The sequence below is a fragment of the Acidovorax sp. CCYZU-2555 genome (genome assembly GCF_018413525.1).
Taxonomy (GTDB): domain Bacteria; phylum Pseudomonadota; class Gammaproteobacteria; order Burkholderiales; family Burkholderiaceae_C; genus Comamonas.
Genome location: NZ_JAHCDD010000013.1, coordinates 32,970 through 52,452, shown reverse-complemented (window position 1 = coordinate 52,452; position 19,483 = coordinate 32,970). Strand labels below are relative to the sequence as shown.

Annotated in this window: 23 protein-coding genes; 1 reads left to right on the top strand and 22 read right to left on the bottom strand. The window is 60.7% G+C overall.

The genetic code is table 11. The features are described 5' to 3' along the window. Nucleotides 1–197: 197 nt before the first annotated feature. The 19 genes from KHY18_RS06775 to KHY18_RS06685 form a co-directional block, all read right to left on the bottom strand. Nucleotides 198–1,115: a hypothetical protein gene (locus tag KHY18_RS06775; protein WP_213296228.1), complete on the bottom strand. Its 918-nt coding sequence runs from the start codon at nt 1,113–1,115 to the stop codon at nt 198–200. Nucleotides 1,116–1,190: 75 nt separating this feature from the next. After that, nucleotides 1,191–2,039, bottom strand: coding sequence for a DUF2971 domain-containing protein (locus tag KHY18_RS06770; protein WP_213296224.1), 849 nt, complete (start codon nt 2,037–2,039; stop codon nt 1,191–1,193). A 9-nt stretch (nt 2,040–2,048) separates the two neighbouring features. Next, nucleotides 2,049–2,564 carry a hypothetical protein gene (locus KHY18_RS06765; protein WP_213296216.1) on the bottom strand — a complete coding sequence of 172 codons (516 nt, stop codon included), beginning with the start codon at nt 2,562–2,564 and terminating at the stop codon, nt 2,049–2,051. Continuing rightward, on the bottom strand, nt 2,561–2,986 hold the full coding sequence (locus KHY18_RS06760; protein WP_213296214.1) for a glycoside hydrolase family protein: 426 nt from the start codon (nt 2,984–2,986) through the stop codon (nt 2,561–2,563). Before KHY18_RS06760 ends, KHY18_RS06765 begins: the two co-directional genes overlap by 4 nt. Beyond that, complete coding sequence (locus KHY18_RS06755; protein WP_213296211.1) at nt 2,983–3,390, bottom strand: phage holin family protein; 408 nt, start codon at nt 3,388–3,390, stop codon at nt 2,983–2,985. Before KHY18_RS06755 ends, KHY18_RS06760 begins: the two co-directional genes overlap by 4 nt. 61 nt (nt 3,391–3,451) lie before the next feature. Next, complete coding sequence (locus KHY18_RS06750) at nt 3,452–3,901, bottom strand: hypothetical protein (protein ID WP_213296208.1); 450 nt, start codon at nt 3,899–3,901, stop codon at nt 3,452–3,454. Nucleotides 3,902–3,903: 2 nt separating this feature from the next. Beyond that, entirely contained in the window at nt 3,904–5,361 is a 1,458-nt protein-coding gene (locus tag KHY18_RS06745) for a hypothetical protein (RefSeq protein ID WP_213296205.1), read from the bottom strand. Then, entirely contained in the window at nt 5,358–6,293 is a 936-nt protein-coding gene (locus KHY18_RS06740; protein ID WP_213296202.1) for a hypothetical protein, read from the bottom strand. The genes KHY18_RS06745 and KHY18_RS06740 overlap by 4 nt, the downstream gene beginning before the upstream one ends. Then, nucleotides 6,290–11,863, bottom strand: a complete 5,574-nt coding sequence (locus KHY18_RS06735) for a tape measure protein (RefSeq protein WP_213296199.1) — start codon at nt 11,861–11,863, stop codon at nt 6,290–6,292. The genes KHY18_RS06740 and KHY18_RS06735 overlap by 4 nt, the downstream gene beginning before the upstream one ends. A gap of 115 nt (nt 11,864–11,978) precedes the next feature. Continuing rightward, nucleotides 11,979–12,191 carry a hypothetical protein gene (locus KHY18_RS06730; protein ID WP_213296197.1) on the bottom strand — a complete coding sequence of 71 codons (213 nt, stop codon included), beginning with the start codon at nt 12,189–12,191 and terminating at the stop codon, nt 11,979–11,981. Between the two features lie 65 nt (nt 12,192–12,256). Beyond that, nucleotides 12,257–12,670 (bottom strand): putative periplasmic lipoprotein, encoded by a 414-nt coding sequence (locus KHY18_RS06725; protein WP_213296195.1) that lies wholly within the window; start codon nt 12,668–12,670, stop codon nt 12,257–12,259. An 80-nt stretch (nt 12,671–12,750) separates the two neighbouring features. Beyond that, a complete protein-coding gene (locus KHY18_RS06720; RefSeq protein ID WP_249728966.1) occupies nt 12,751–13,014 on the bottom strand; it encodes a DUF1799 domain-containing protein in 264 nt (87 codons plus the stop codon). Nucleotides 13,015–13,082: 68 nt separating this feature from the next. Next, nucleotides 13,083–13,496, bottom strand: coding sequence for a phage tail assembly chaperone (locus KHY18_RS06715; RefSeq protein WP_213296193.1), 414 nt, complete (start codon nt 13,494–13,496; stop codon nt 13,083–13,085). A 131-nt stretch (nt 13,497–13,627) separates the two neighbouring features. Beyond that, nucleotides 13,628–14,275 (bottom strand): phage tail tube protein, encoded by a 648-nt coding sequence (locus KHY18_RS06710; protein WP_213296191.1) that lies wholly within the window; start codon nt 14,273–14,275, stop codon nt 13,628–13,630. 104 nt (nt 14,276–14,379) lie between these two features. Further along, nucleotides 14,380–14,787, bottom strand: a complete 408-nt coding sequence (locus KHY18_RS06705; protein WP_213296189.1) for a DUF4128 domain-containing protein — start codon at nt 14,785–14,787, stop codon at nt 14,380–14,382. Continuing rightward, nucleotides 14,784–15,188, bottom strand: coding sequence for an HK97 gp10 family phage protein (locus KHY18_RS06700; RefSeq protein WP_213296187.1), 405 nt, complete (start codon nt 15,186–15,188; stop codon nt 14,784–14,786). Before KHY18_RS06700 ends, KHY18_RS06705 begins: the two co-directional genes overlap by 4 nt. Continuing rightward, nucleotides 15,188–15,562, bottom strand: coding sequence for a hypothetical protein (locus KHY18_RS06695; RefSeq protein WP_213296170.1), 375 nt, complete (start codon nt 15,560–15,562; stop codon nt 15,188–15,190). The genes KHY18_RS06700 and KHY18_RS06695 overlap by 1 nt, the downstream gene beginning before the upstream one ends. Before the next feature lie 3 nt (nt 15,563–15,565). Next, nucleotides 15,566–15,946 (bottom strand): ParB N-terminal domain-containing protein, encoded by a 381-nt coding sequence (locus tag KHY18_RS06690; RefSeq protein ID WP_213296162.1) that lies wholly within the window; start codon nt 15,944–15,946, stop codon nt 15,566–15,568. A gap of 2 nt (nt 15,947–15,948) precedes the next feature. Then, entirely contained in the window at nt 15,949–16,365 is a 417-nt protein-coding gene (locus KHY18_RS06685; RefSeq protein ID WP_213296159.1) for a DnaT-like ssDNA-binding protein, read from the bottom strand. A gap of 66 nt (nt 16,366–16,431) precedes the next feature. Between KHY18_RS06685 and KHY18_RS06680 the strand changes: the two genes are divergently transcribed. After that, nucleotides 16,432–16,782: a KTSC domain-containing protein gene (locus tag KHY18_RS06680; RefSeq protein WP_213296148.1), complete on the top strand. Its 351-nt coding sequence runs from the start codon at nt 16,432–16,434 to the stop codon at nt 16,780–16,782. On the opposite strand, the gene KHY18_RS06675 is transcribed toward KHY18_RS06680, so the two are convergent. Genes KHY18_RS06675 through KHY18_RS06665 form a run of 3 tightly spaced genes read right to left on the bottom strand, consistent with a single transcriptional unit; the run spans nt 16,779 to nt 18,811 of the window. Next, nucleotides 16,779–17,045: a HeH/LEM domain-containing protein gene (locus KHY18_RS06675; RefSeq protein WP_213296137.1), complete on the bottom strand. Its 267-nt coding sequence runs from the start codon at nt 17,043–17,045 to the stop codon at nt 16,779–16,781. The genes KHY18_RS06680 and KHY18_RS06675 overlap by 4 nt on opposite strands. Nucleotides 17,046–17,084: 39 nt before the next feature. Next, a complete protein-coding gene (locus tag KHY18_RS06670; RefSeq protein WP_213296136.1) occupies nt 17,085–18,053 on the bottom strand; it encodes a major capsid protein in 969 nt (322 codons plus the stop codon). Between the two features lie 20 nt (nt 18,054–18,073). Beyond that, entirely contained in the window at nt 18,074–18,811 is a 738-nt protein-coding gene (locus tag KHY18_RS06665) for a DUF6651 domain-containing protein (RefSeq protein WP_213296130.1), read from the bottom strand. Between the last annotated feature and the right edge of the window lie 672 nt (nt 18,812–19,483).

Below are 19,483 nucleotides of genomic sequence, written 5' to 3'. Positions count from 1 at the left end.
TGCATCTACTTTGGAGAGGGGTCAGTCGAAGTCGTGCGGTCTCCGGCACCGTTTTAGCCACATGGGGCTATTCAGCCGCATCGCTCCACGCAAGCGACTGATCCAAAGCAGTCTTTAACTTTGGGCTGGCTGGAAGCCAGCTTAATTCTATACTTTGGGAGCATGGATTTGAAATTAATATTTCATTAGGATCTCGTTTATTGGTCTTCCCCGCATGTGCAACAAATATCATATTCAAGGCTTAATACATTGCCTGGACAACCGCCTTGGCAACAGTCTTCTCGCACGACACTGTGCAACGAATCACAGACAAAACAGAATAAACTTTCAGAATTGGGCTCATTTGGTCTTAAGACGGCATATCTAGTCTCAAAAAAATCAAACCTATCAGCCTCATGCTTACACTCAGGGCAGATATAGAGGCGACTTCGTTTATTAACATTAAAAAACTTAAGTGCTTGCGCAGGCTCCAAGAACTTAAATACAGCCGAAAACTCTCTAACAACCAAAGCCTCGACATGTTCAGTGTCGAAAAATACCCGTGCGGCCGCTGAGTTATAAAGAAAATCCCGCCTTGTCTCAACCCAGCTTGCATCACCATATAAATTCTTGTGAAACTCGATAATATTTACCAAGACCTCCTTCACGGAGACATTAATATTTCTATCTACCGTATGCATCGCCTTATTACGCAACTTTCTGAGACTATCAAATAGAACAGAAAATTCAGAATTCAGCTTTTCCTCATGAACAGCATCATGAACTTTAATTAAATCTTGAGCATCAATTGCTCTAAAATCAGAAAAGCTTATTCCCGCTCCGGTGCTATCCTTAGGCCAATCTGAAGGACTTCCAGCAATGAGAAGAAAGGGACTAACTGCAACAATTCTACCCTTTAATGCAAGTTCAACTCCTTGCTGGGTAACGATTAGCGCTGTCATTACTCTCTGACGTGCTGCTTCCCAGAAGGCCTTTTCATCCTCCTCTTCGACCCCAGCATAGCCGCGCGCTTCTTCCAAGCTTAACAAAAATGAAATAGCGATATCCCAGGCAAAATCGAACTGGGCTTTTGCGGCGGAATCAAATTCCGCTACAGTGGGAATATCTTTAATCATAGATCTATAAATTACAGTTTTCCCACAACCAACACCAAACAACTAAACGTTTAAAAAATAAAACCTCTTAGAGAATCAAAACTGCCGAAGCGTGCACACAGAATGACTAACTCTACAGTCGATGCCATTTTTTTTCAAAATATTACTCAAACCCAATTCTGAAAGCTCGCGATTCACACTGGGGCCAACAATCACTTCCTTTATTGCCGCAGAGGGAATTTTTGCGCCAATATAAGGAGTAACAACGCCTCCAAAATTTCTAAATCTGGTTTTCAAAAATGGTTTGCCTATTTTTTTTGTCTGAAAAATCATCCGAACTTCATTCTCATCGGAAAACTGCTTCGACTTTACTGAGCAGCAGCCAAACAATGCGTCTTGTGCAAGTTCAACCATTGCCACAGCCGCATTTGACTCCTTGACTCTGCTCATTATTTTATCTAAGCTGCTTGAGTTACGCAGACGCATCCACTCGCCGTACTCAACGTCTTGCAAAGAATAGACAACGTCATTTGATATATTGCTTATCGACAATATATCATTTGACTCCAGTAATTTTCGATCAAATCCAATGCTATACGAAGAATTAGGCTTCCCATAAGACATCCATTGCCTTAAGCTATCTCTGGTTTTTGTAAATGACGAAATGAATGTGTCTTTTTCCTTAACATTATCCCTAATAACTCCCTCAAGTTTATTATAAAAATCAATACGAATATCGTCTAGACTTTTTTCTTTGTAAATAGATTTTACATTTTCCATGCAGGATTCAAGCTCTCGAAGTCCGGCAACGAGCTCCTCATAGTCATTTAAAAATCTAATATTGGTCGCCCAAATTTCCTTATTCTCTAGTATTCCTATAAGCCCCTCTGTTGTTGTGTGGTGGTAGATCAGGGCCGAGTCAACTTCGTCAATTAATACATTCATGGCTATAGTCTATCGCCCTGCCAACACCCCATCTGCCGCGACCTGACCCTGCAGCGCCCTCACTTCGGAGTCGCGCTGCTCGACCAAGCCGACAAACTCGCCAACCACTCCCGCGCCTTCTGCAACAAGGGCTGCGAGTTGCTGGTGTTGATCTGCGAGATCTCGCGCGGCAGCGGCGTCACCGGCAAGCTGGGCGTTGCGGGTGGCAGCGGCGCGCATGTCGTGCTGCAGGCCTGCAATGCGGCCAGCATCAGCAGCGCGGGTAGCTTCCAGGCGATGGAGGTCTTGTGTGTAGGCATGGGTGTTCTCCTGTTGCGCGCCGGCGTGTAATAGCAGCGCGCCGGCTTTCTTGGTGGTTTCGGCCTGGCCCTGCTGAGCCTGGGTAGCGGTGTTTGTGGCCAGGGCTTGCTGGGCTTTGGCCGCGGCTACTTCGGCGCCGGCCAGGCGCAGGGTCTGCCATAGCAGCAGGCCGGAGAGCACCAGGGCCAGTGACTGCCAGCCATAGGCCTTGATGCGCGCGATCATTGCCACACCCCCGACCGCATCTGTACGGAAAGGCGCTGCGCGCGTGCCGGCGTCTGCGTGGCCCACTTGCTGTGCAGCATGCCGGCCGCCGCGCCCGAGTAGTCGCCCGCCTTCACCATGGCCAGGGTGTTCTTGAAGCCCAGCAGGCCGTCGACTCCCATCTGAAATGCCATGTTCAGCATGACGCCGAAGCGCGCGGGGTCCAGCTGGGCCATCCACGGCGCGCGGCGCAGCAACTCGGACTGGCGCTTGTCGATGTCATTGCTCAGCAGGTAGGCCGATTCCTCGGCCGTGATGCCGCCGCCCTTGCGCTTGTCGATCAGCCGACCCACGCCGATCGTCCAGTAGCCCAGGTGGTCGGTGTAGGCGCTGAGCACCTCGCCCTCATCCCGGCGCAGTTGCTTTGTCAGTTCTGCCTTCATGGAGCCTCCTTCTGTTGATCGATTCCCAGCTTCTTCTCAAGCAGCTTCTGCCCTGCAGACTCGACCCAGATCAGCCCCTTGGCGCCGGCGTGGCCACTCATCCCGACGATGGCTGAGGTAAGCAGCGGGTTGAGGGTGAAGTATTCGCAGAGCCAGAACGCCACCAGGCCGGCGAAGGCGCTCACACACAGCTCGCCTATCAGCGACGAGAGATTCCAGGCCAGGATCTCGCCGCGGCGGACTTTCATCCACCACGACGCAAGCCCGCCGAGCAAGGCCGTGCCCAGCACGATCCCGTATTCCTGCAGCGAGTAGCTAAGGGGCGTTTTGACCACCGACTGGGCCCAAACACCGATGGGCACCAGCAGGTGCAGCGAGACAAGGATTGCGATAAATAAGCGCATCAGCTATTCCGATCGGGCGTAAAAAAACCCGCCGAAGCGGGTGCGGGTGGAGCGGCGCCGGTCAAAGCGTGACCGCCATTCGGAATAGGTCATCGAGCTGCTCGGGCGTGCCGCCCAGCTGCGCCCACATGGCTTGCACGAACGGGTTACCGCGCTCCCAGGTGTGGGCCTCGTACTCAATCTGAGCATCGCGGCGCTCGAGCGGATCGGCAATGGCCGCGATTGCCGCTTCCACATCGTCAAGGTGTCCGTGCACCAGCAATGCCCGCTGGCCCTGCCGGCGGGTGCAGGAGTGCGGCACAGGGTCGGGCTCAGGGCCAGGCGCCTCAGGCAGCGGCGGAACGTCCGCATTCGCCACCTGCTGCCATGCCGCGCCATCCCATACGCGCGTCTTGCCCGACTTCTTGCCGGGAAGTGCTTCGTAGACCGCGCCGGGAGGCTGCGGGCCCATCGGGTCGATAGTCTCGGTGCGCAGGTAGACCCCGCGCGAATCAATGATGTGCGCGTCCATACTCAATCTCCTGCCTTGATCCACGTCTTCAAGCCCACCACGCCTAGCGGGGCGGGGACATAGAACTGCGTGGCGGTGTTGTAGGGAAACAGAGGCGCCGTCTGCATGACCGTGCCGGCAGCGATGATGAGCCCGTTCAGATTTCGGAGAACGGTATACGCCCCCACCGGGATCTGCCGAGGTGTCCAGGTAACTCCGTCTGGGCTATCGGAAAATACTTCGTTTCCAGAGGCCGTAGCACCAATGGCAATGAATCGCCCGCTATAGAAATCCACGGCGGTATAACCGTAGCTGGCAGTAACGCCGGGAATGAATCGCGCCGTCCACGTAACCAGGTCGGGACTAGTCATCGCCCCCCGGGTCCCCACCGCAACCCACACCCCATTGCCGTAGACTACCCCATACAGAGTTCCCAAACCCGTAATGGAGGATAGTGCCGTCCACGTGATGCCGTCCACGGAGGAAGCCGCTTGTCCATTGCTGGCGAAAGCCACGAACTTCCCGCCGCTATACGTAACGCCGTATCCGTTCGACAGCCCGCTAGTGCGCAATGTCCACGTTGTGCCATCTGGAGATGTAGCGATTTGTCCTGCTACAGCGACCGCCACAAAAAGTCCGGCGGCATAAGTAACGCCGCGCCAAGCGAAAGCGCCAATTGTTCTCGCAGTCCAAGTGACGCCGTCTAACGAGGACGCCGCCACGTTTGTTCCAACCGCAACAAATACCCCGTTACCGAACGCGGCGGCCTCGCCCGCGCTAACTGTACGGGCTGTCCATGTAATTCCGTCCGGGCTGCTGGCCCCTGTATAGGCGGAGGAGGCATTAGTGCCTACAGCCACATACATCCCATTGCCGTGAGCGACGCCGCGGATAGTGGTGATCCCAGTCGGCGTCCGCTGATTCCAGGGGGCTACGCCGGGCACCAGTCCCAGCGCCGCAAACAGCACTGGGTAGCTCGACTGCAAATAGACGGCGTCAGTGTCCAGCCAAGCGCCAAGCGTGGGCTTCTTCGCGCCCACATAGATGCCGCCGACCTCAAAGCCGGCTGCCTTCCATTCGACGCCATTGCCTGCGGCGTTGACCGTGAGGGTCATACCAGCCTTGCCCACCATCGACGGCAAGCCCGCCGCCGCGCCGGCCGCTGCAGCAGCAGCCCAAGCGCTCGCCGCGCCGGCCTCGGATCGGATCGCCTCGATCTGACTGCGATTTGCCTCATTGAAAGCGGCGAGCGCTGAGGCAGCCGCCTGCTTCTGAGACTCGCCGGCCGCCAACGCCGTTTCATAGGCCGCCACGGCATTTGTGTACGCGGTCAAGGCAATCTCGCGGTCGCGCACCGACTGCGCGCGCGTCGAGTCACCCCACGCCACCACTTTCGGGTTGAACGTCCCTGCGGTGCGATCTGCGTTCGTCGGGAATTCCGTCGAATGCACGCCCTCAGGAACCGGAACGATGTCGGTCATATGAAGCCCTTGCCTGTGATTTGAAGTTTTGCCGTGCGCCAGGTTTCGGCCGTGGCCGTCCCGGAAATCAGGCCGAAGGTGTTGAGGTATTCGTAGCGCGGCAGGCCGCTGAGCACGATGGCCACCGGCTTTGCCAGCACCTGCGTCAAGACGTCGACCGCCTTGTTGGCCTGCTCCGCGTCGATGACGACGCTGCAATTGATGTTGGTGGCGGACGCGCGCGGCACGATCGAGGTCGAGCCGTCTTCCTCGGTCTTGATGTAGCTGTAGGTCTTGATTTCGGCTGACGCGCCGTACTCGACGCCGCCGAACTCGCCGGTTCCGAGCAGCGTTTCCCAGAACCCGCAGACCACCATGCCCACGCCGCAGACCCCGGTGCCGGCAGCCGTAATCCGGATGGTCAACTCGGCATCGGTGCCCATTGCGAGATCGGCGGCCAGGCGCTTGGTGATCTGGCGCAGCGGCATGTAGAGGTACTCGAACAAGCCGAATGGCTGCTCGAACATGTCGCCGATCCATTGGTAAATGATCGTCCCGCCCGGCGTGTTGCGCAGCGTGATTTCCAGCTGCTCGCCCACCAAGCCGTAGAGCGCCAGGCCGTTGAAGAACCCGGGCTTGATGACCAGTTTCAACTCGCCTGCGCCGATGCTCTTGGTGCTGAGCTTGTCGTCAAACGCCGCCATGCGATTGCTGGGCCCAGTCTCGCGCCACTTGGTCGTGTCGGTGCCCGGCTTCACCCCGGTACTCGCGGCCACTGCTGCCCACAACTTCCCTCCGTCGTTGATCTTGGTTTCCACGCCCGTGTAGGCCGTGCCGATGCTCCATGCGACCTCACCACGCGCAGAATCGACAACGGGCACCGAAGTGCCCGCTGTGATCATTGCCGCCGTGATTTGGTTTGGCAGGAGCAGCATTGCGCTGCCCTGTGTCATGCCATAGCCTCCGTGAGCAGGGCGTTACCGCCCGCCGATACGCTGTCGAACTGCTCGGCCAGCTTGGAAGTGCTGGCCTTGATTTCAGCCAGCTCTGCCGACATGCGCGCGTTCTGAGCAGTAAGCCGATCAACCGCCGCGACCAAAGCCGCGTTGTTGTTGCCCCCCAGAGCACCGGCGAGCTGCGACTGGTTCCAGACGCGGCTTGGCCCCGTGGCCTCGAGCTCTGGCCCACGCTCGCCCACGATCCGCAGGCCGCCTGCATGGAAACCGCCTTCTGCGAACTGCGGCACGCTGATCGCGGCAGCCGACGACATGGCCGAAGCCAGGCCAGCAATTGCCGGAATTAGCGATGTGCCGATGGCGCCCGCAAGCTCGGCAGGCAGGCTCTGCAGCGCAGTCGTGGTCATCACGCCTTGGTCGATCAGCTTCTGCGTCAGCGTCGCCTCGGTTTCGAAGGCCGTGGCCGACTCCACCAGCAGGTCATCAATCAGCTTCTGCGTTGCCGCGCTGACCTTGAACTGCTCTGCGGCGCTGGATGCAACCGACTCAGCCGCGGCAATCTGGCGCTCGAGCTGGCTGACCTGGCTGGATGCCGAGGCTTCCTGTATCGCCGCCGTGGCCGCAAGCTCTGCAGCAATCCGTCCCGACAGGACCGAGTAGTCCTGCTGGCTGACAGCCATCTGCTGCGCAAGCGTCAGATAGTTGCCCGTGACGCCCTGAAGGTCCTGCATCGCACCGGTGTCGCCGGCCCGGGCCTTCGCCAGCAGGTCACGGCGTTCGCTGTCCAGGGCTGCCAGGCGCTCAGTCTCGCCCAGCCCGGATGCCTCGCTGAAGCCCAGAGACTTGGCATAGCTGCCCAGGCCCTGCGCCGCGGTCAGGAGCTGCTTTGCCGCATTGACCTGCTCGCGCGCCGCATTGGCCCGCGCCGTCGCCGCTGCAGCTTCCGCCTGGCGCGCTGCCTGCTGACCATTCCACAGCCCCTGCTCGAGGTTGATGATCTGCTGCAGCGCCGCCACGCGGCCGTCCGTGGTTGTCGCGCTGGCATAGCTGCCCTGCACGACGCCAAGCTGCTGCGACAGGCCCGACGTGTTGCCGGTGTACTGCGCGGCCAGGCCCGCCATCGTCCCGAAGTTCGACCAGGCGCCGGACATGGACTGCACCGCCGACTGAGCCAGGTCATCGAAGAACTGTTTCGCGTAGTCGGCAGTCGAGGCAAACTCTCCGGACATCGCCAGCAGCTTGGCTGCCAGCTCGGTCTGGCCCGAGGCCATCGCTCCTTCGACAGTGCTGCGGAAAAGCTCCTTCGCCTTTTCGCCTTCGGCCGGATCGATGTACAGCCCCATTTCAGCCAGGGCAGCCATCTGCTGCGCGCGCTGGCTCAGTGCCCGCTCGCCCTCGCTGTAGAAGCCTTGGTTGAAGGCGCCCACATTGCTGACCAACGAATCCATGCCGCCAGAGGCCGTCACCAGCCCCGACTGCACCTCGGCCGAGAGGCCGGAGAACATCGCCAGCACCTTGCCCAGACCCGTCCACGATGTCGCCGCGGCCGCCGCTTCTTGCGCAGCATCCTTGGCCGCTGTCGCGGTCGCGTCCAGAAGGGTTTGGCCGTAATCAGCGGTCTCCACGAACGATGCCGACATGGCCAGGAGCTTTCCGGCCAAAGCCACCTGCCCCGAAGCCATGGCCTCTTCCACCGTCAGCCGCAACATCTCCTTTGCTGCATCGCCCTGGAAGGGGTCGATGTACAGGCCCATGTCGCCGAGAGCGCCCATCTGCAACTCGCGTTGCGTTTGCGCGCGATCGCCATCGCTGTAGAAGCTCTGGTAGAACGCCCCTGCGTTGGTGCCGAGTGCTTCGATGCCACCGGATGCGGCCAGCAATTGCGTCTGCAGCTCTCCGGAGAGGTCCGCAAACATACCCATGGTCTTGCCCAGGCCATCGAACACCGATTTCACGGTGGCGATCTGCTGCAACGCGGCATTCAGGCTGTCGAGGTCCGTTGCGGCCTTGAGCAGGCTATCCGACCATTCCGGCAGGTCCATTGCCAGGAACGCCGCCTTCACATCAACCGCGACCGCCTTCAGGTACTCCTCGTAGCCCTCCTTGCCATCCGCGAACTCCCGCGGCGCCCACTTGCTAGCCCGGTTATCAGACCAATCCACAAGCGTGCTACCAAGCTGGTCCAGGATCTTGAGCGAACCCCAAGACCCGTCATCGCTGCTGTCATCGGCGAAAGCGGTGGCCACGCTGTAGCCCGCAGACTTGCCGAAGGCCATTGCGAATGCATCGAGCGTCTGGCCCAGGCTCTGCGCAATGCCGCTGATGCCGGCCTGCATATCCGCGCTGTGCTCGTCGCGATGACCCATGCCGAAAGTGGCCTGGTTGTAGATGCTCGCGCCCTCCTGCACTCCCGTCGCTTTGCTGTACATCGCGCCAGCACCCATGTGCTTAGTGCCAGAGTCGTCCAAGCCATCCAGCAGACCGCCCAGCATGGAACCGATCATGGTTCCTATTCCCGGGAAGATGTAGGTGCCGATCGCTGCACCAGCGGCAGCTCCAACCTTTCCTTGCGAGAGGGAGTAGAGGGCGCCAACGTAGCCCGCAGCAGAGCCGATGCCACCAGACATGCCGGGGATGTCCTTGAGGTAGGTGTCGACACTGGTGATGGTTCGGCTCAGGCCGAGCATGGATGAGCCCATTCCCTCCCAGCCGTTCGTCACCAGCTTGAAGCTGGCATCAGATGCCCAGCCGCTAGCCTTGCTGCCCCAGGTGCTCCAGTCGGTGAAGCTACCGCCTGGCATGCCACCGCTGGCCGAGCTCGAGCCAGAGCCCTGCCCCAGCATCGACTGGATGCCACTGGTGATCGGCGCGGCGATGGGGTCAACGATCGCCTTGATGATCGGGCGCAGGATCAGCGTGCGGAAATAGTCCCGCAGCAGTTCCCCGCCGTCCTTGCCGCCGCGCATCAGCGCATCGGTCAGTGCCTGGCTTGTCTGATCGAATGCCTTTTCCCATTCCGAGACGTAAGCCTTGGTCTGGGCGTTGGCCTTCGCCTTCATCGCTTCGGCTGTGATCTTGTCGACGTCGGCCTGCCGCGCTTCCTCTGTCTTGTAGGGAGCGTCCTTGATCTTCTGGATACGCTGCCGCAGGTCCTGCTCGATGCGCAGCTGCTCAATGAGCGTCTGGCGGGCTACAGCATTCATGCCCAGAGTGGACGCCTCGAGATTCGTCATCTCGATCGAGTCCTGAACGCCAACGCTGTATTCGTGGATCGACAGGCGGGCAGCATCAACCTGCTTGTCCAAGTCGGCCATTGCCTTGGCCATCTCTTCGGCGCTGGCGACGCGTTCGTCGTTCAGCGCGAGCGCACGCTTGATCGCCTTCTCTTCGTCCTCCTGGGTCTTGAGCTTCGCGAGCAGGTCTTTTGCCTCGGCGCGGTGCGCGGCAGAGAGCTTCTTCGCGCCGCTGTCGAGCTGGGCCTGCAACTGGACGCGCAGCTTTTCCGATTCGGTTAGCTTGCCAGCCGCGAACAGCTCCGCGTCGTTGGCCGCGATCTTGGCCTTGATGGTGGCAACGAGGGTGGCGTAGGTGGACTGCTCCGCGCCTGCCGCGCTGGCTCCGGCTTTGGATTGCTTTGCAGCCTCCTTGCCGGCCTCGGTGCTTTCGTAGCGCTTCTTGTTCGCCTCTGTGACGGCTGCGGCGTATTCCTTTTCCGTCATCACGCCGGCCTTCAGCGCGTCCTGATAGGTCTTCAGGTCGTCCGTGAATTGCTTGGTGATCCCACTCTGTCGGGCAGTTATTTCGGCAAGGCGACGCGCAGCATCTTCACGCTCTTTTTGCGCTTGGGTATAGCTGGCGTACTGGGAGCCGTCGTTGTAGGGATCGCCGCCGGGCGCCGCAGTCGCACCCGCGCCGGCCCCCGCCAGGTTCTTCTGCGCTTGCGCAGCTTCGCGCAGCTTGTCCACAAGACGCTGGGCATGACCAAACGCCTCGCGCAGCATCAGATTGCTGCTTGACTGCGCGCCGGCGTCCTTGAGCGCCTGCAACTTCTTCTCCGCCTCAGCCAGCTGGTTGCCGGTCTCCAGGGCCGAATAGCCGATGGCATTGACGGGATTGATGAACTGCAGCGCCGCGCCGGCAGCTGCCATCAGCTGGCCTCCAAAGCCCTTGCCCGATGCGCTTGCCTGCTCGATCGCGTTGTTGAAATTGCCCATGCCGTCGGTCAGCACGTTCAGCTGCCCTGCCCAGAACTGACTCACACCAGAATCGCCCACGTTCTGCTTCAGCCGGGTCCACGCATCGTTGGCGCGGTTTACCGAGGCATCAAGGCGCTGCGCAGCCTTTTCCGGCGCGTCACCCAGGCTCTTCTCGAGCTCCGCCGCGAACTTCGGCAAGAAGTCTTCGGCGACCACCTGGCCCATTTCGAGCATTTTTCCGAGCTCGGCCGTGGTGACGCCCATCGAGCGTGCGGCTATCTGGAATGCGCCCGGCAAGCGCTCGCCAAGCTGCTGCTTTAGCTCTTCGCTCGACACGCTCCCCTTGGATATCATCTGCTGCAGAGCCAGCAGCGCGCCACTGGACTGATCTGCCGTCAGGCCCATCACCGCCGACGCCTTGGAGATCGACTCGAAAACGGCGCGGGCCTTGTCGCCCTCAATGGTGGTCCCCTTTGCGGCAGCCTGGAACTGCATGTAGGCCTGAGCGGTCCCCTGAAAAGACAGGCCCAAGTCGTAGGTCGCCTTCCGCAGGTATGCCATTTCCTCGGCGCCACCTCGTGCAGATGCGAAGTCAAGACCGATTTTCAGCCGCTCAGCAGCTGCGCTGGCTTGGAAGAGTGCCGCCGCCGAGTCCTTCGCCCAACCCGCAAGCTGCAGACCTAGGAAAGCCTGTACCCCGCGCACAGCCAAGCCCATACCAGCGCCGAGTCCGTTGCTAGCCTCGCCCATGCGGCCAACGCCTGCCGCTCCATCCTTTGCGTGAACGCCAACCGCCTGAAACACGCGCGCCATTTCCTGAGCGGTTCGCGTTGCGTCAGCCTGCGCCTTCGCCATGGCGTTCATAGACGCAACCGCCGCAGTTGTCGCGCTCGCCATTTGGGAGGTAGCCTGTGCCGACGCCAATGCCTGCGACTGCATCTCGCGCAGCATCTGCTGTGCGGATTTCAGCCCCGACCCGAATCCAGCCAGGCCGGCGCCTGCCTGTGAAGTGGCCACAGCCATTGACGCCAATCCGCGGCCAGCCTGCCCCGCAGATGCTGCGACAGAGCCCAGGCCTGCTGTGGAGGCGCCCATGCCTGCCAGCGCTTTCTTCGCGTCGTCGGCGCTCTTTGCGACCCGGCCCACGCCATCAGCGACCTTGGGCGCTGCGCGGCCTACCTCATCCAACCCCTTGCCCGCACCTTCGCCAATGGATTTGAGGCTCTTGCCGGCCTTTGCTGCGGTCTTCTCGACGCCATCAAGCGCTTTTTCGACCTTTGGGCCTTGCTGAGCAAGCGTTTCGAGCGACTTGATGCCGCGCGCGACATCATCCGTTTCCATCTTGAACCCGATGGATGCAATGTCTGTCATATGCGCCCCTGAAAAACAAAAGGCCAGCCGAAGCGAGCCAATGAAAATGCCCGCAGGGCGAACCGTGCGGGCATAAATAAACCACCCTAAGGTGGTTTTGGATCTGCGCGCCTGCTTATTGCTGGCGGCTTAGGAGTTCGATGATTTTCTCTCGCTGTGCGTGAGCTTTCACTTCAGCTGCGACCTTGAAAATCACATACGGGATTACGGCGAAGGCCATCCCCATTGCTGCCGCGGCCGCCTCTTGCGGGGCGCCTTTTGAAAACATCAATCCGCCAATCACGAATAGGGCGCCAATCACCGCGCCGATAAAAACGATATATCGCATATCCCCTCCTGTTGTTGCATGGATGGTAGCAGCCGCGGCGGGTTGCCAATCACCCAAGCAGGGAGTTAGCGCCACTCACCCTCGAGTTTCTTGATGTCTACGCCGCCGTCATCAATGATCTTGATCCCAACACCTGAAATGCTCGGGGCCCCCCATGCGAATGCCGCAACGCGGTACTTCACCTTGACCTCCACAACTGCGTCAGCTCCAACTTGGCGCGCCTTTGCAGCCATCGATTCATAAACCCGAGAGGTGTCCCCATAAAAGGATTGCTGCGCACGAATCTCACCGACAACCTCAACCTTTACTTCGGGCGGCAAGCTGCCTTTCGTCATCAAGATGGGCTTGTTGGTCTGAACATCGCTTTTGGCGATAGATCTCGCTTGCCCCACCCTCTCGCCTTTGTACACCGTGCTGCGAGCCCCGGCGCAACCCGCCAGAATAGCAGCTACGGCCAATATCAAAACAGTAGTTTTCATGCTCCCTCCTGGTTAATGGAGGGATCGTACTCGAGTCAAACATCGGGCGGCGTCGATTAAGCAACATCAGCCAGCCACGGTCATTTATCTACCTTCGGCGCAAACTCCCGCATGACGTCCGTCGCCTCCCACTCCATGACAGTCAGGTCGTCATACAGAGCGGTCCAGGCGTCGTCGTCTAGCTTGAGCCGGTCCATCAGCGGATAGATGCACTCCCACTGCAGGCCCACTGGCGTGCCGCCCATGGCCGGAAGTTTCCACTTTGTTCCCACGCGCCGGAAAATCTCAAGGGCTGGCTCGTTGTCCGGCCAGACCTCGACGATCTCCGTGGTGTAGTCCTCCAGCTCGAACCCCTCCGACCTGGCCTCAGCTTCGGTGATGGGGGGCTCGAACAGCGCGCGGGCGATGGCCTTCAGTTTCCCAGGCGGCCCTGGAACAGCGCAATGTCGATCTTGGTGAGGATGGCCTGGATCGAGCCGGGCACCAGGTCCTCGAGTTCGGCGATGTTGTCGGCAGTGAGGGGGTCTTCCAGATCCCAGCCGGTAGCGGCCTTGACGATCAGGTCGGCGTGCTCTTTCACACCTGTGCTGGCCTGTACAGCGAAGCTGAATTCGGCATCCACGGCCTTGCCTTCGGCGCGCAATGCGGCCAGGTGCTCATCACGATGGGTGGCCCAGGCGGACTTGCGCAGGCTCTTGACCTTCAGGGTAATGGACAGATCATCGCCATCGCGGCGAGCGATCGACACGGGCAGATCGAACACGGAAGCCGCGCCGCCCAGGGTCTTGAGGCTGAACGCGGGAACGGATTTTTGGGTCTTGGACATGATTGATTTCTTTCAGCGGGAAGAAAGCCCGTGCGCAGCCGCCCGCCCCCGCTGAAAGGAGCGAAGCGGCTGCGTCGGTGCAAGGGGTGCCCATACGGGCAAAGCGAAACCCGCCAGGCGGCGGGCGGTGATCAGGCGGCGTAGCGGGTGCTGACGTTCTGGGCGTTGATAGAGCCCTTGACCGTCACGGCCTGGCCTTCGGTCAGCGTTTCTTCTTCGTTGAACGCGATCTTTGCGGGGATCAACGAGACGGCGCCGGTCTTGGCGCGGCGGCGCACCACGGTGTCGGCGTTGGTGTCCGACAGCATCTTGAGTGCTTCGTAGGCCGGCGTACCGATCATGTCGGCGTCCATGTCGAAAGTGCGCTGCACGGCGTTGAAGCCATCGTTCAGCACGATTTCCACATCCGACTCGATGAACTTGACGTTCACAGTCTTGGCGTCGCCGCCGCTGGAGCCGTGGTTCATGGTGCGGTCCAGATCCACCCAGGTCGATACCTTGCGGACCGTGCCGCCGCCCCCGCCAGGGGTGAACAGCTCGGTGTTCGAGGTGTTGGCCATCTCGAGCACGAATGCGTCGGTGGTGACGCTCTTGATGCGGAAGGCGCGGAAGTTCAGCCGGCCCCAGCCAGAGTAGACGACGACGATGTCACCAACGCTGTAGCCGTGGGCAACGCAGGAAACGGAGGCCTCCACTGCGTTACTGATGCCTGTGATGGTCTTGACCGCGGCCAAGAGGGTGGCGACCGAGTGGATGGTGCCGGTGGGTGTACGTGCCATGATTGGCCCTTTCGAAAGCGAAAAACCCGCCGAAGCGGGTCAAGAAACGCCCTTTCGGGCACAAAAAAACCGCCCGAAGGCGGTGGGTGGTGGTGCGGCGCTGGCTACACCGGGAAGGCCTGCCAGCTGATCGAGACCGGCACGACATACCAGCCCTCGTCATCCGGGAAGCCGGAGGCGATGGCAGGCGTGCCGAGCAGGTCGACGCGGTGATTGCCGGCCGGCAGCATCTGGACTGGCGCAAAGGCCTCTGCGATGCGTTCGGCCAGCCGCTTCGCCTCGACCTTGCCGCGCCCTGCCGGGTAGATCACGCTGACCTGAAAGATGCCGGGCAGCTCGGCCGGGCCGCGCTCCATGAACAGGTCTCGCGGGCTGTTGTGCAGGTGGTGCACCTTCAGGTATGGGCTGCCGGTCGTGGGCACGTAGCTAACGTCCTCCCAGGCGATGGCCGGCAGATCAGCGATGGCCAGGAGCTTCTGCTCCAGCGCCGTCTCGATGGCTGCAATGCTCATATTCCCTTGACCTCCCTGGCTGCTTTCGCCACCGATGCCGCGTAGTTCTGGACGGCCAGGCGCACGACCCCGGCAGGGGCCTGCTTCGAGTGACCGAACTCCAAAGGCTTCGCATACGGCAGCGAGTTGGTGATGAAGATCGTTTGCCCCGGCTGCCAGGCGTCCAGCTTTGCGGCAATGCGGCCTATGGAGGATGCCCCCGACTTGTCGATTTCCTCGGTGGTGGATGCATCCAGGGAAGCACCTACCGCGGTCATCCAGTTGGACTTGAAGCGGCCCGTGTCGACCGGCGAACGGTCAATCATCTGCCCGCCCAGGTCCAGCGCGGCACGGCGCACAACCAACTCAGCCTTGCCGCCCGCGGCGTCGCACAGCTTCTTGAGGTCAGCAGCGAAGCCCATCACGCACCTCGCAGCTGCAGCTTGTAGAGCACCGGCCTGCCCGCAGGCCCGACGGCGCCGACGTCCTTCACGCTGAAGGTCGTCAGCTTGCCCAGGTGCATCGCCGTCACCGTGCAGGTGGTGTCGGGCACGGTTTCGATCTGCGGCGCCAGGAGCAGCCGCTGGTCACCGGCCATGATCTTGGTGGCGTCGATGTCGCGCTGCTTGTAGCCCACCAGCGCGCCAGTACCGGGATAGTCCACCATGGCGGGCGTGACGGGCTGGCCAGGAACAAACGGGCCGGGAGCTGCCTTGCGGTGCACCACAACCTCCTGCCCTGCTTCGTTGATGGCCTCCAAGGCGCTCGCTGCGATTTCGTCGTAGTCGATTGCCATGGGTCACTCCTGAAGTCGACAGGGCTCGGGCTTCCACGTCATGCGGCGCGCCTTGATGGTTCGTTTGCCCAGGGCTATGGCCTTGAGCACGCGGTGCCGGCCGTCTGCGATAGAGCCACTCCAGTCGAGCAGGATCGGGCAATCGAGGTCGGCGTCCATGCAGCGCTTCACATGGCAGGCCAGGACCAGCATGTCGGCGTCGCGCCAGATGATGTGTGACAGGTCCAGAGAAGCCAGCGGCACTTCGAACACCGGCAGGTCCTTCGTGTCGTCGGCGAGCTTTGCCACCGAGTACCAACCGCCCTTGCCGTCGTGGAAATAGTCCTGCAACGGCTCGTGGGCGCGGAATTCCACTTTCGGGGGTCGTGTGTCGCGTTTCGCCATGCCTATCCCCGGATGAGTTTGATGTTCATCGAGCTGCCCACAGTCAGCCCGCGCAGCAGCGCGTCGATCACCGTGATGCGCTTCACGCCGCCTTGCGAGCCCTCGGCCCACTTGGTGGTGATGACGTCCACGGTCTGCTCGGTCATGATCCGGCCGTCAGTGTCCTTGAACAGCTCGCCCTTGGCGGCGCGCCACGCGGCCTCGCAGCACGCGTCCTTGACCTTTTGGGCCACGGGGTCGAGGTGCTGCGGGTCAATGTCGTAGTTGCTCAGGACGTACTGCGTGGCGCGGCGCAGTGCAACCTCTTGGGCCGGCTCCGCCGCAGGCCACGCATGTCCGAACTTCTCCGCGTACGCCGCCGCCTCGTCCAGGGTCACTAGGCTGTCGTGGCCATCTTCAGGGGCAATGATCAATGCCATGGGCTACCTCAAAGAATGCCGCGTAGGGCAGTTAGGATGAAAGGCTCGAAAACAGAGGAGAGGCAAATGCTCAAACGGATCATCATTTCCACGCTGCTTTCCGTCGGAGTCGCAGCTGCGGCAGAAACCGTAGACGTCAAATACCATCGGCTGGTGCCGCTGGACGCATTCGAATGCTCAGACGTCCAAGAAGGCAGTGACGTCAAGCGGATTTGCTACGACAAAGCCGAGCGATACATGCTCATCCGCCTGAAGTCCACCTACTACCACTACTGCGAGATTGACGCAGCTACCGTGCAGAGCCTTCGGAGTGCAGGCTCGAAGCGTGACTTCTTTCAGAAGCGCATTCGAGGAAGCGGCTCAGACGGCCCATTCGATTGCCGAACCAAGCCAATCCCGAAGAAGTACCGCGGCTAACCCTGGGCGCCGTCCAGCAGGGCCTGCAGGTCGGCCTTCTTGGCGCCCTCGGGCACTTGGACGCCCTTGGCGGTCAGGGATTCGCGCAGCTCTGCCACGGTGGCGGCCTTCTTGACGCTCTCGGGTTCGCCGTCTTCGCCACGGCTCTCATGCCCCTCAGGCGCGAAAACCGCGTCGATGATTTGAAAGCCGCGCCCGCGCAGCTCAGCCTTGCGCGCCGGGGTCACCGGATGCGGCTCGTACCAGACCTTCTTTTCTTGCATGTGACTCTCCCAAAGGGAGAGGGGCCGAAGCCCCTCTGTTTACTTGGCGGCGTCGCCGATGGTGAGCACGCCGGCCGCGGCCTTGATGCTGTTGGCGACCAGGTCCCAGTTGGAGCCCGTTGCCAGTTCGGCATTCGTGGGGCTCTTGCCGCCGTTGGCCGTGTCCCAGGTGAAGCCCTTCAGGCCCAGGCCGAACGTGTAGTCGGCCTGCATCGTGGTCTCGATGCGCTCCTTGCCGTTCGTGGTCTGGATGTTGGTGATCAGGTCCGAGCCGTCCGAGACGACCGCAGCACCGCTCACCAGCGACAGAACCTTTTCCTTGTCGGGAGTGCCGGCCGTGAACAGCGAAGGCGCGTCGGTCACGATCACCGCCTTGCCCAGGATGTCCACGACAGTGACGCCTTGGAACTGGAACAGGTGGTTGGCGTTGGTCAGGTTCTGGCCGATCAGCTTGTGATACATCGCGCCGGTCATGACCTGGGCCACGATGCGCGCCGAAGCGTCGCCGAACTTGGCGTGCGCGCCGTTGATGGTGCTGTAGTTCACGCCGGCCGTGGCCGACACATCATTGACTGCGCCGGCCTGGTTGCCGATCGCAGCAACCAGCGAGGCGAGTGCTGTGTTGAGCTGGTCGGACATGATCGCCTCGGACAGGTTGCGCGAGATGACTTCCAGCGCTTCCTCGGGCGACTTCTGCACCCAGCTCAGTTGGCCCGGCTCCCACAGGATGGGGCCGAAGCCGCCTGCGATCTTCACCGAGTCATACAGCTTTTGCGACAGGGGCGTCGCGGACTGTGCACCGTTCGCGGCATAGCGATCCACGCGGCGCTGTGCGCCATGGATGCCGGCCCAGAACGATTCCTGCAGGAAATCGCCGTCGATGCTCTGCGTGGTGAGCTGGATCGCGCCGGCAGATGCAGCATTGAACTTGGCCACATCCTGGGCCAGGGTTTCGATGGTGGCTCGCTTGAGGTACTCGTTGAATACCTTCATGTCGGAAAGTGCCATGGTTTGCCTTTCTTGCCCTCTCAGGCGTAAGATGTGAGTTGCTTGATTGCGGCAACGCGGTCGGCCTTGGTGCCTCCGAAGTTGCCTGTTTTTTGACCGCCACCGCCGCCACCGCCTTGCGCTCCAGAGCCGGACGCGCCCGTGCCTTTGAGGATGTGCTCCTTGCCCGGGTACTGGTTGACCAGCATCTCCAGCGCCTCATCGAAGCCCGCCAGGTCGCCCGGATTGGCCGCGCTGTAGAGCTTGTTGCCGTTGGCATCCTTGGCGACGACCTTGCCCTCTTCGATGCCGAAGGCCTTGCCGAAGTAGGCTTGCACCAGGTCAGGAGGAATCGCCAGCTTGTCCAGGGCGAACTTGGAGCGGGCGAAGCTGCCGCCGATCATCTCGGCGTAGAGCTGCTGCTCGAGCTTCGATGCATTGCCGTTGGCTGCGTCGAGTTGAGCCTGGAAGGCTTTGCCAATCTCGGTCTTGACCTTGTCGATCTCGCCGGCATCCACCAGCTTCTTTGCGTCGAGGTTGGCGACCAACTGCAGCGCTTCCATGGCCTTGGCCGGATCGGCGATGCCTTCGAAGCCCTTGAGGGACTTCTCGGCAGTCTCCGCGCGCTCACGGTGGGACTTGGCTTCCGCATTGAGGCGGCTGATGGTCTGGGTGGTGCCCAGTACATCGAACGCCACCTCGGCGCCGTCATCCTTCACGTACACGGGCTTTCCGTCTTGCAGAACAGCGTGGCCTTGGTCGTCGAGCTTGAGTTTCATGGGGTGTTGAGGCCGTCCGGCCATTGGTGGAATGGGTCATCCGACCCGGTGCGCCCTCTGCCATCCGGCGTACGGGCATGAAAAAGCCCGCCGTGAGTGCTCAGGGCGGGCGGGAAAAGGAAAAGCCCGCACGGTGGCGGGCCATAGGTTTAGCTTTTGTGTTGCATCAAACGGCGCTCTTGAAAGCTACGTTCGCCGAACCACTTGCGAGGGTTCCCACACATCCAGCACGAACAGATACAGGCATGTTGGACCACTGCGCCCAAACGACGCGGTTCTAACCCGCCGACTTGGTTACCCCAATATGAGGCTCGTAAAGATTTCAAGCGTGCGATATGACTGCGCCGAATGGCGCGACTCTGATCTTTCAGAAACATACAGACTCCACCGACCGCATGCCGCTGTAGAAGTACAGCTATTCAAGGGCAAGCGGCCGTTCATATGTGGATCTGGCAGAACTCCATTTTCTTCACTTCACGACCTTTGGCTTCACGCGTCTGGGCTGGGCCTGCCGCACCTCACGGGGCTTGCTTGGGATCATGTCAACGATCACGCCTTGCTTCCAGCAGTGCGGGCAGATGCCTGTCTCGATGATCGTACCGGGTTTGACGCGACCGGCCTAGATGCGGTCACCGCTGCGAAGCAAAAGCGTTTGCCTGCCACCGCACTTGT

Bases quoted from the DNA above. Each gene is read 5' to 3' on its own strand.
- KHY18_RS06705 (WP_213296189.1), bottom strand. From the start codon at position 14,787: ATGAGCATTGCAGCCATCGAGACGGCGCTGGAGCAGAAGCTCCTGGCC.
- KHY18_RS06730 (WP_213296197.1), bottom strand. From the start codon at position 12,191: ATGCGATATATCGTTTTTATCGGCGCGGTGATTGGCGCCCTATTCGTG.
- KHY18_RS06700 (WP_213296187.1), bottom strand. From the start codon at position 15,188: ATGGGCTTCGCTGCTGACCTCAAGAAGCTGTGCGACGCCGCGGGCGGC.
- KHY18_RS06760 (WP_213296214.1), bottom strand. From the start codon at position 2,986: ATGAAGGCAGAACTGACAAAGCAACTGCGCCGGGATGAGGGCGAGGTG.
- KHY18_RS06675 (WP_213296137.1), bottom strand. From the start codon at position 17,045: ATGCAAGAAAAGAAGGTCTGGTACGAGCCGCATCCGGTGACCCCGGCG.
- KHY18_RS06745 (WP_213296205.1), bottom strand. From the start codon at position 5,361: ATGACCGACATCGTTCCGGTTCCTGAGGGCGTGCATTCGACGGAATTC.
- KHY18_RS06670 (WP_213296136.1), bottom strand. From the start codon at position 18,053: ATGGCACTTTCCGACATGAAGGTATTCAACGAGTACCTCAAGCGAGCC.
- KHY18_RS06740 (WP_213296202.1), bottom strand. From the start codon at position 6,293: ATGACACAGGGCAGCGCAATGCTGCTCCTGCCAAACCAAATCACGGCG.
- KHY18_RS06765 (WP_213296216.1), bottom strand. From the start codon at position 2,564: ATGATCGCGCGCATCAAGGCCTATGGCTGGCAGTCACTGGCCCTGGTG.
- KHY18_RS06695 (WP_213296170.1), bottom strand. From the start codon at position 15,562: ATGGCAATCGACTACGACGAAATCGCAGCGAGCGCCTTGGAGGCCATC.
- KHY18_RS06735 (WP_213296199.1), bottom strand. From the start codon at position 11,863: ATGACAGACATTGCATCCATCGGGTTCAAGATGGAAACGGATGATGTC.
- KHY18_RS06710 (WP_213296191.1), bottom strand. From the start codon at position 14,275: ATGGCACGTACACCCACCGGCACCATCCACTCGGTCGCCACCCTCTTG.
- KHY18_RS06665 (WP_213296130.1), bottom strand. From the start codon at position 18,811: ATGAAACTCAAGCTCGACGACCAAGGCCACGCTGTTCTGCAAGACGGA.
- KHY18_RS06750 (WP_213296208.1), bottom strand. From the start codon at position 3,901: ATGGACGCGCACATCATTGATTCGCGCGGGGTCTACCTGCGCACCGAG.
- KHY18_RS06775 (WP_213296228.1), bottom strand. From the start codon at position 1,115: ATGATTAAAGATATTCCCACTGTAGCGGAATTTGATTCCGCCGCAAAA.
- KHY18_RS06725 (WP_213296195.1), bottom strand. From the start codon at position 12,670: ATGAAAACTACTGTTTTGATATTGGCCGTAGCTGCTATTCTGGCGGGT.
- KHY18_RS06690 (WP_213296162.1), bottom strand. From the start codon at position 15,946: ATGGCGAAACGCGACACACGACCCCCGAAAGTGGAATTCCGCGCCCAC.
- KHY18_RS06680 (WP_213296148.1), top strand. From the start codon at position 16,432: ATGCTCAAACGGATCATCATTTCCACGCTGCTTTCCGTCGGAGTCGCA.
- KHY18_RS06715 (WP_213296193.1), bottom strand. From the start codon at position 13,496: ATGTCCAAGACCCAAAAATCCGTTCCCGCGTTCAGCCTCAAGACCCTG.
- KHY18_RS06755 (WP_213296211.1), bottom strand. From the start codon at position 3,390: ATGCGCTTATTTATCGCAATCCTTGTCTCGCTGCACCTGCTGGTGCCC.
- KHY18_RS06685 (WP_213296159.1), bottom strand. From the start codon at position 16,365: ATGGCATTGATCATTGCCCCTGAAGATGGCCACGACAGCCTAGTGACC.
- KHY18_RS06770 (WP_213296224.1), bottom strand. From the start codon at position 2,039: ATGAATGTATTAATTGACGAAGTTGACTCGGCCCTGATCTACCACCAC.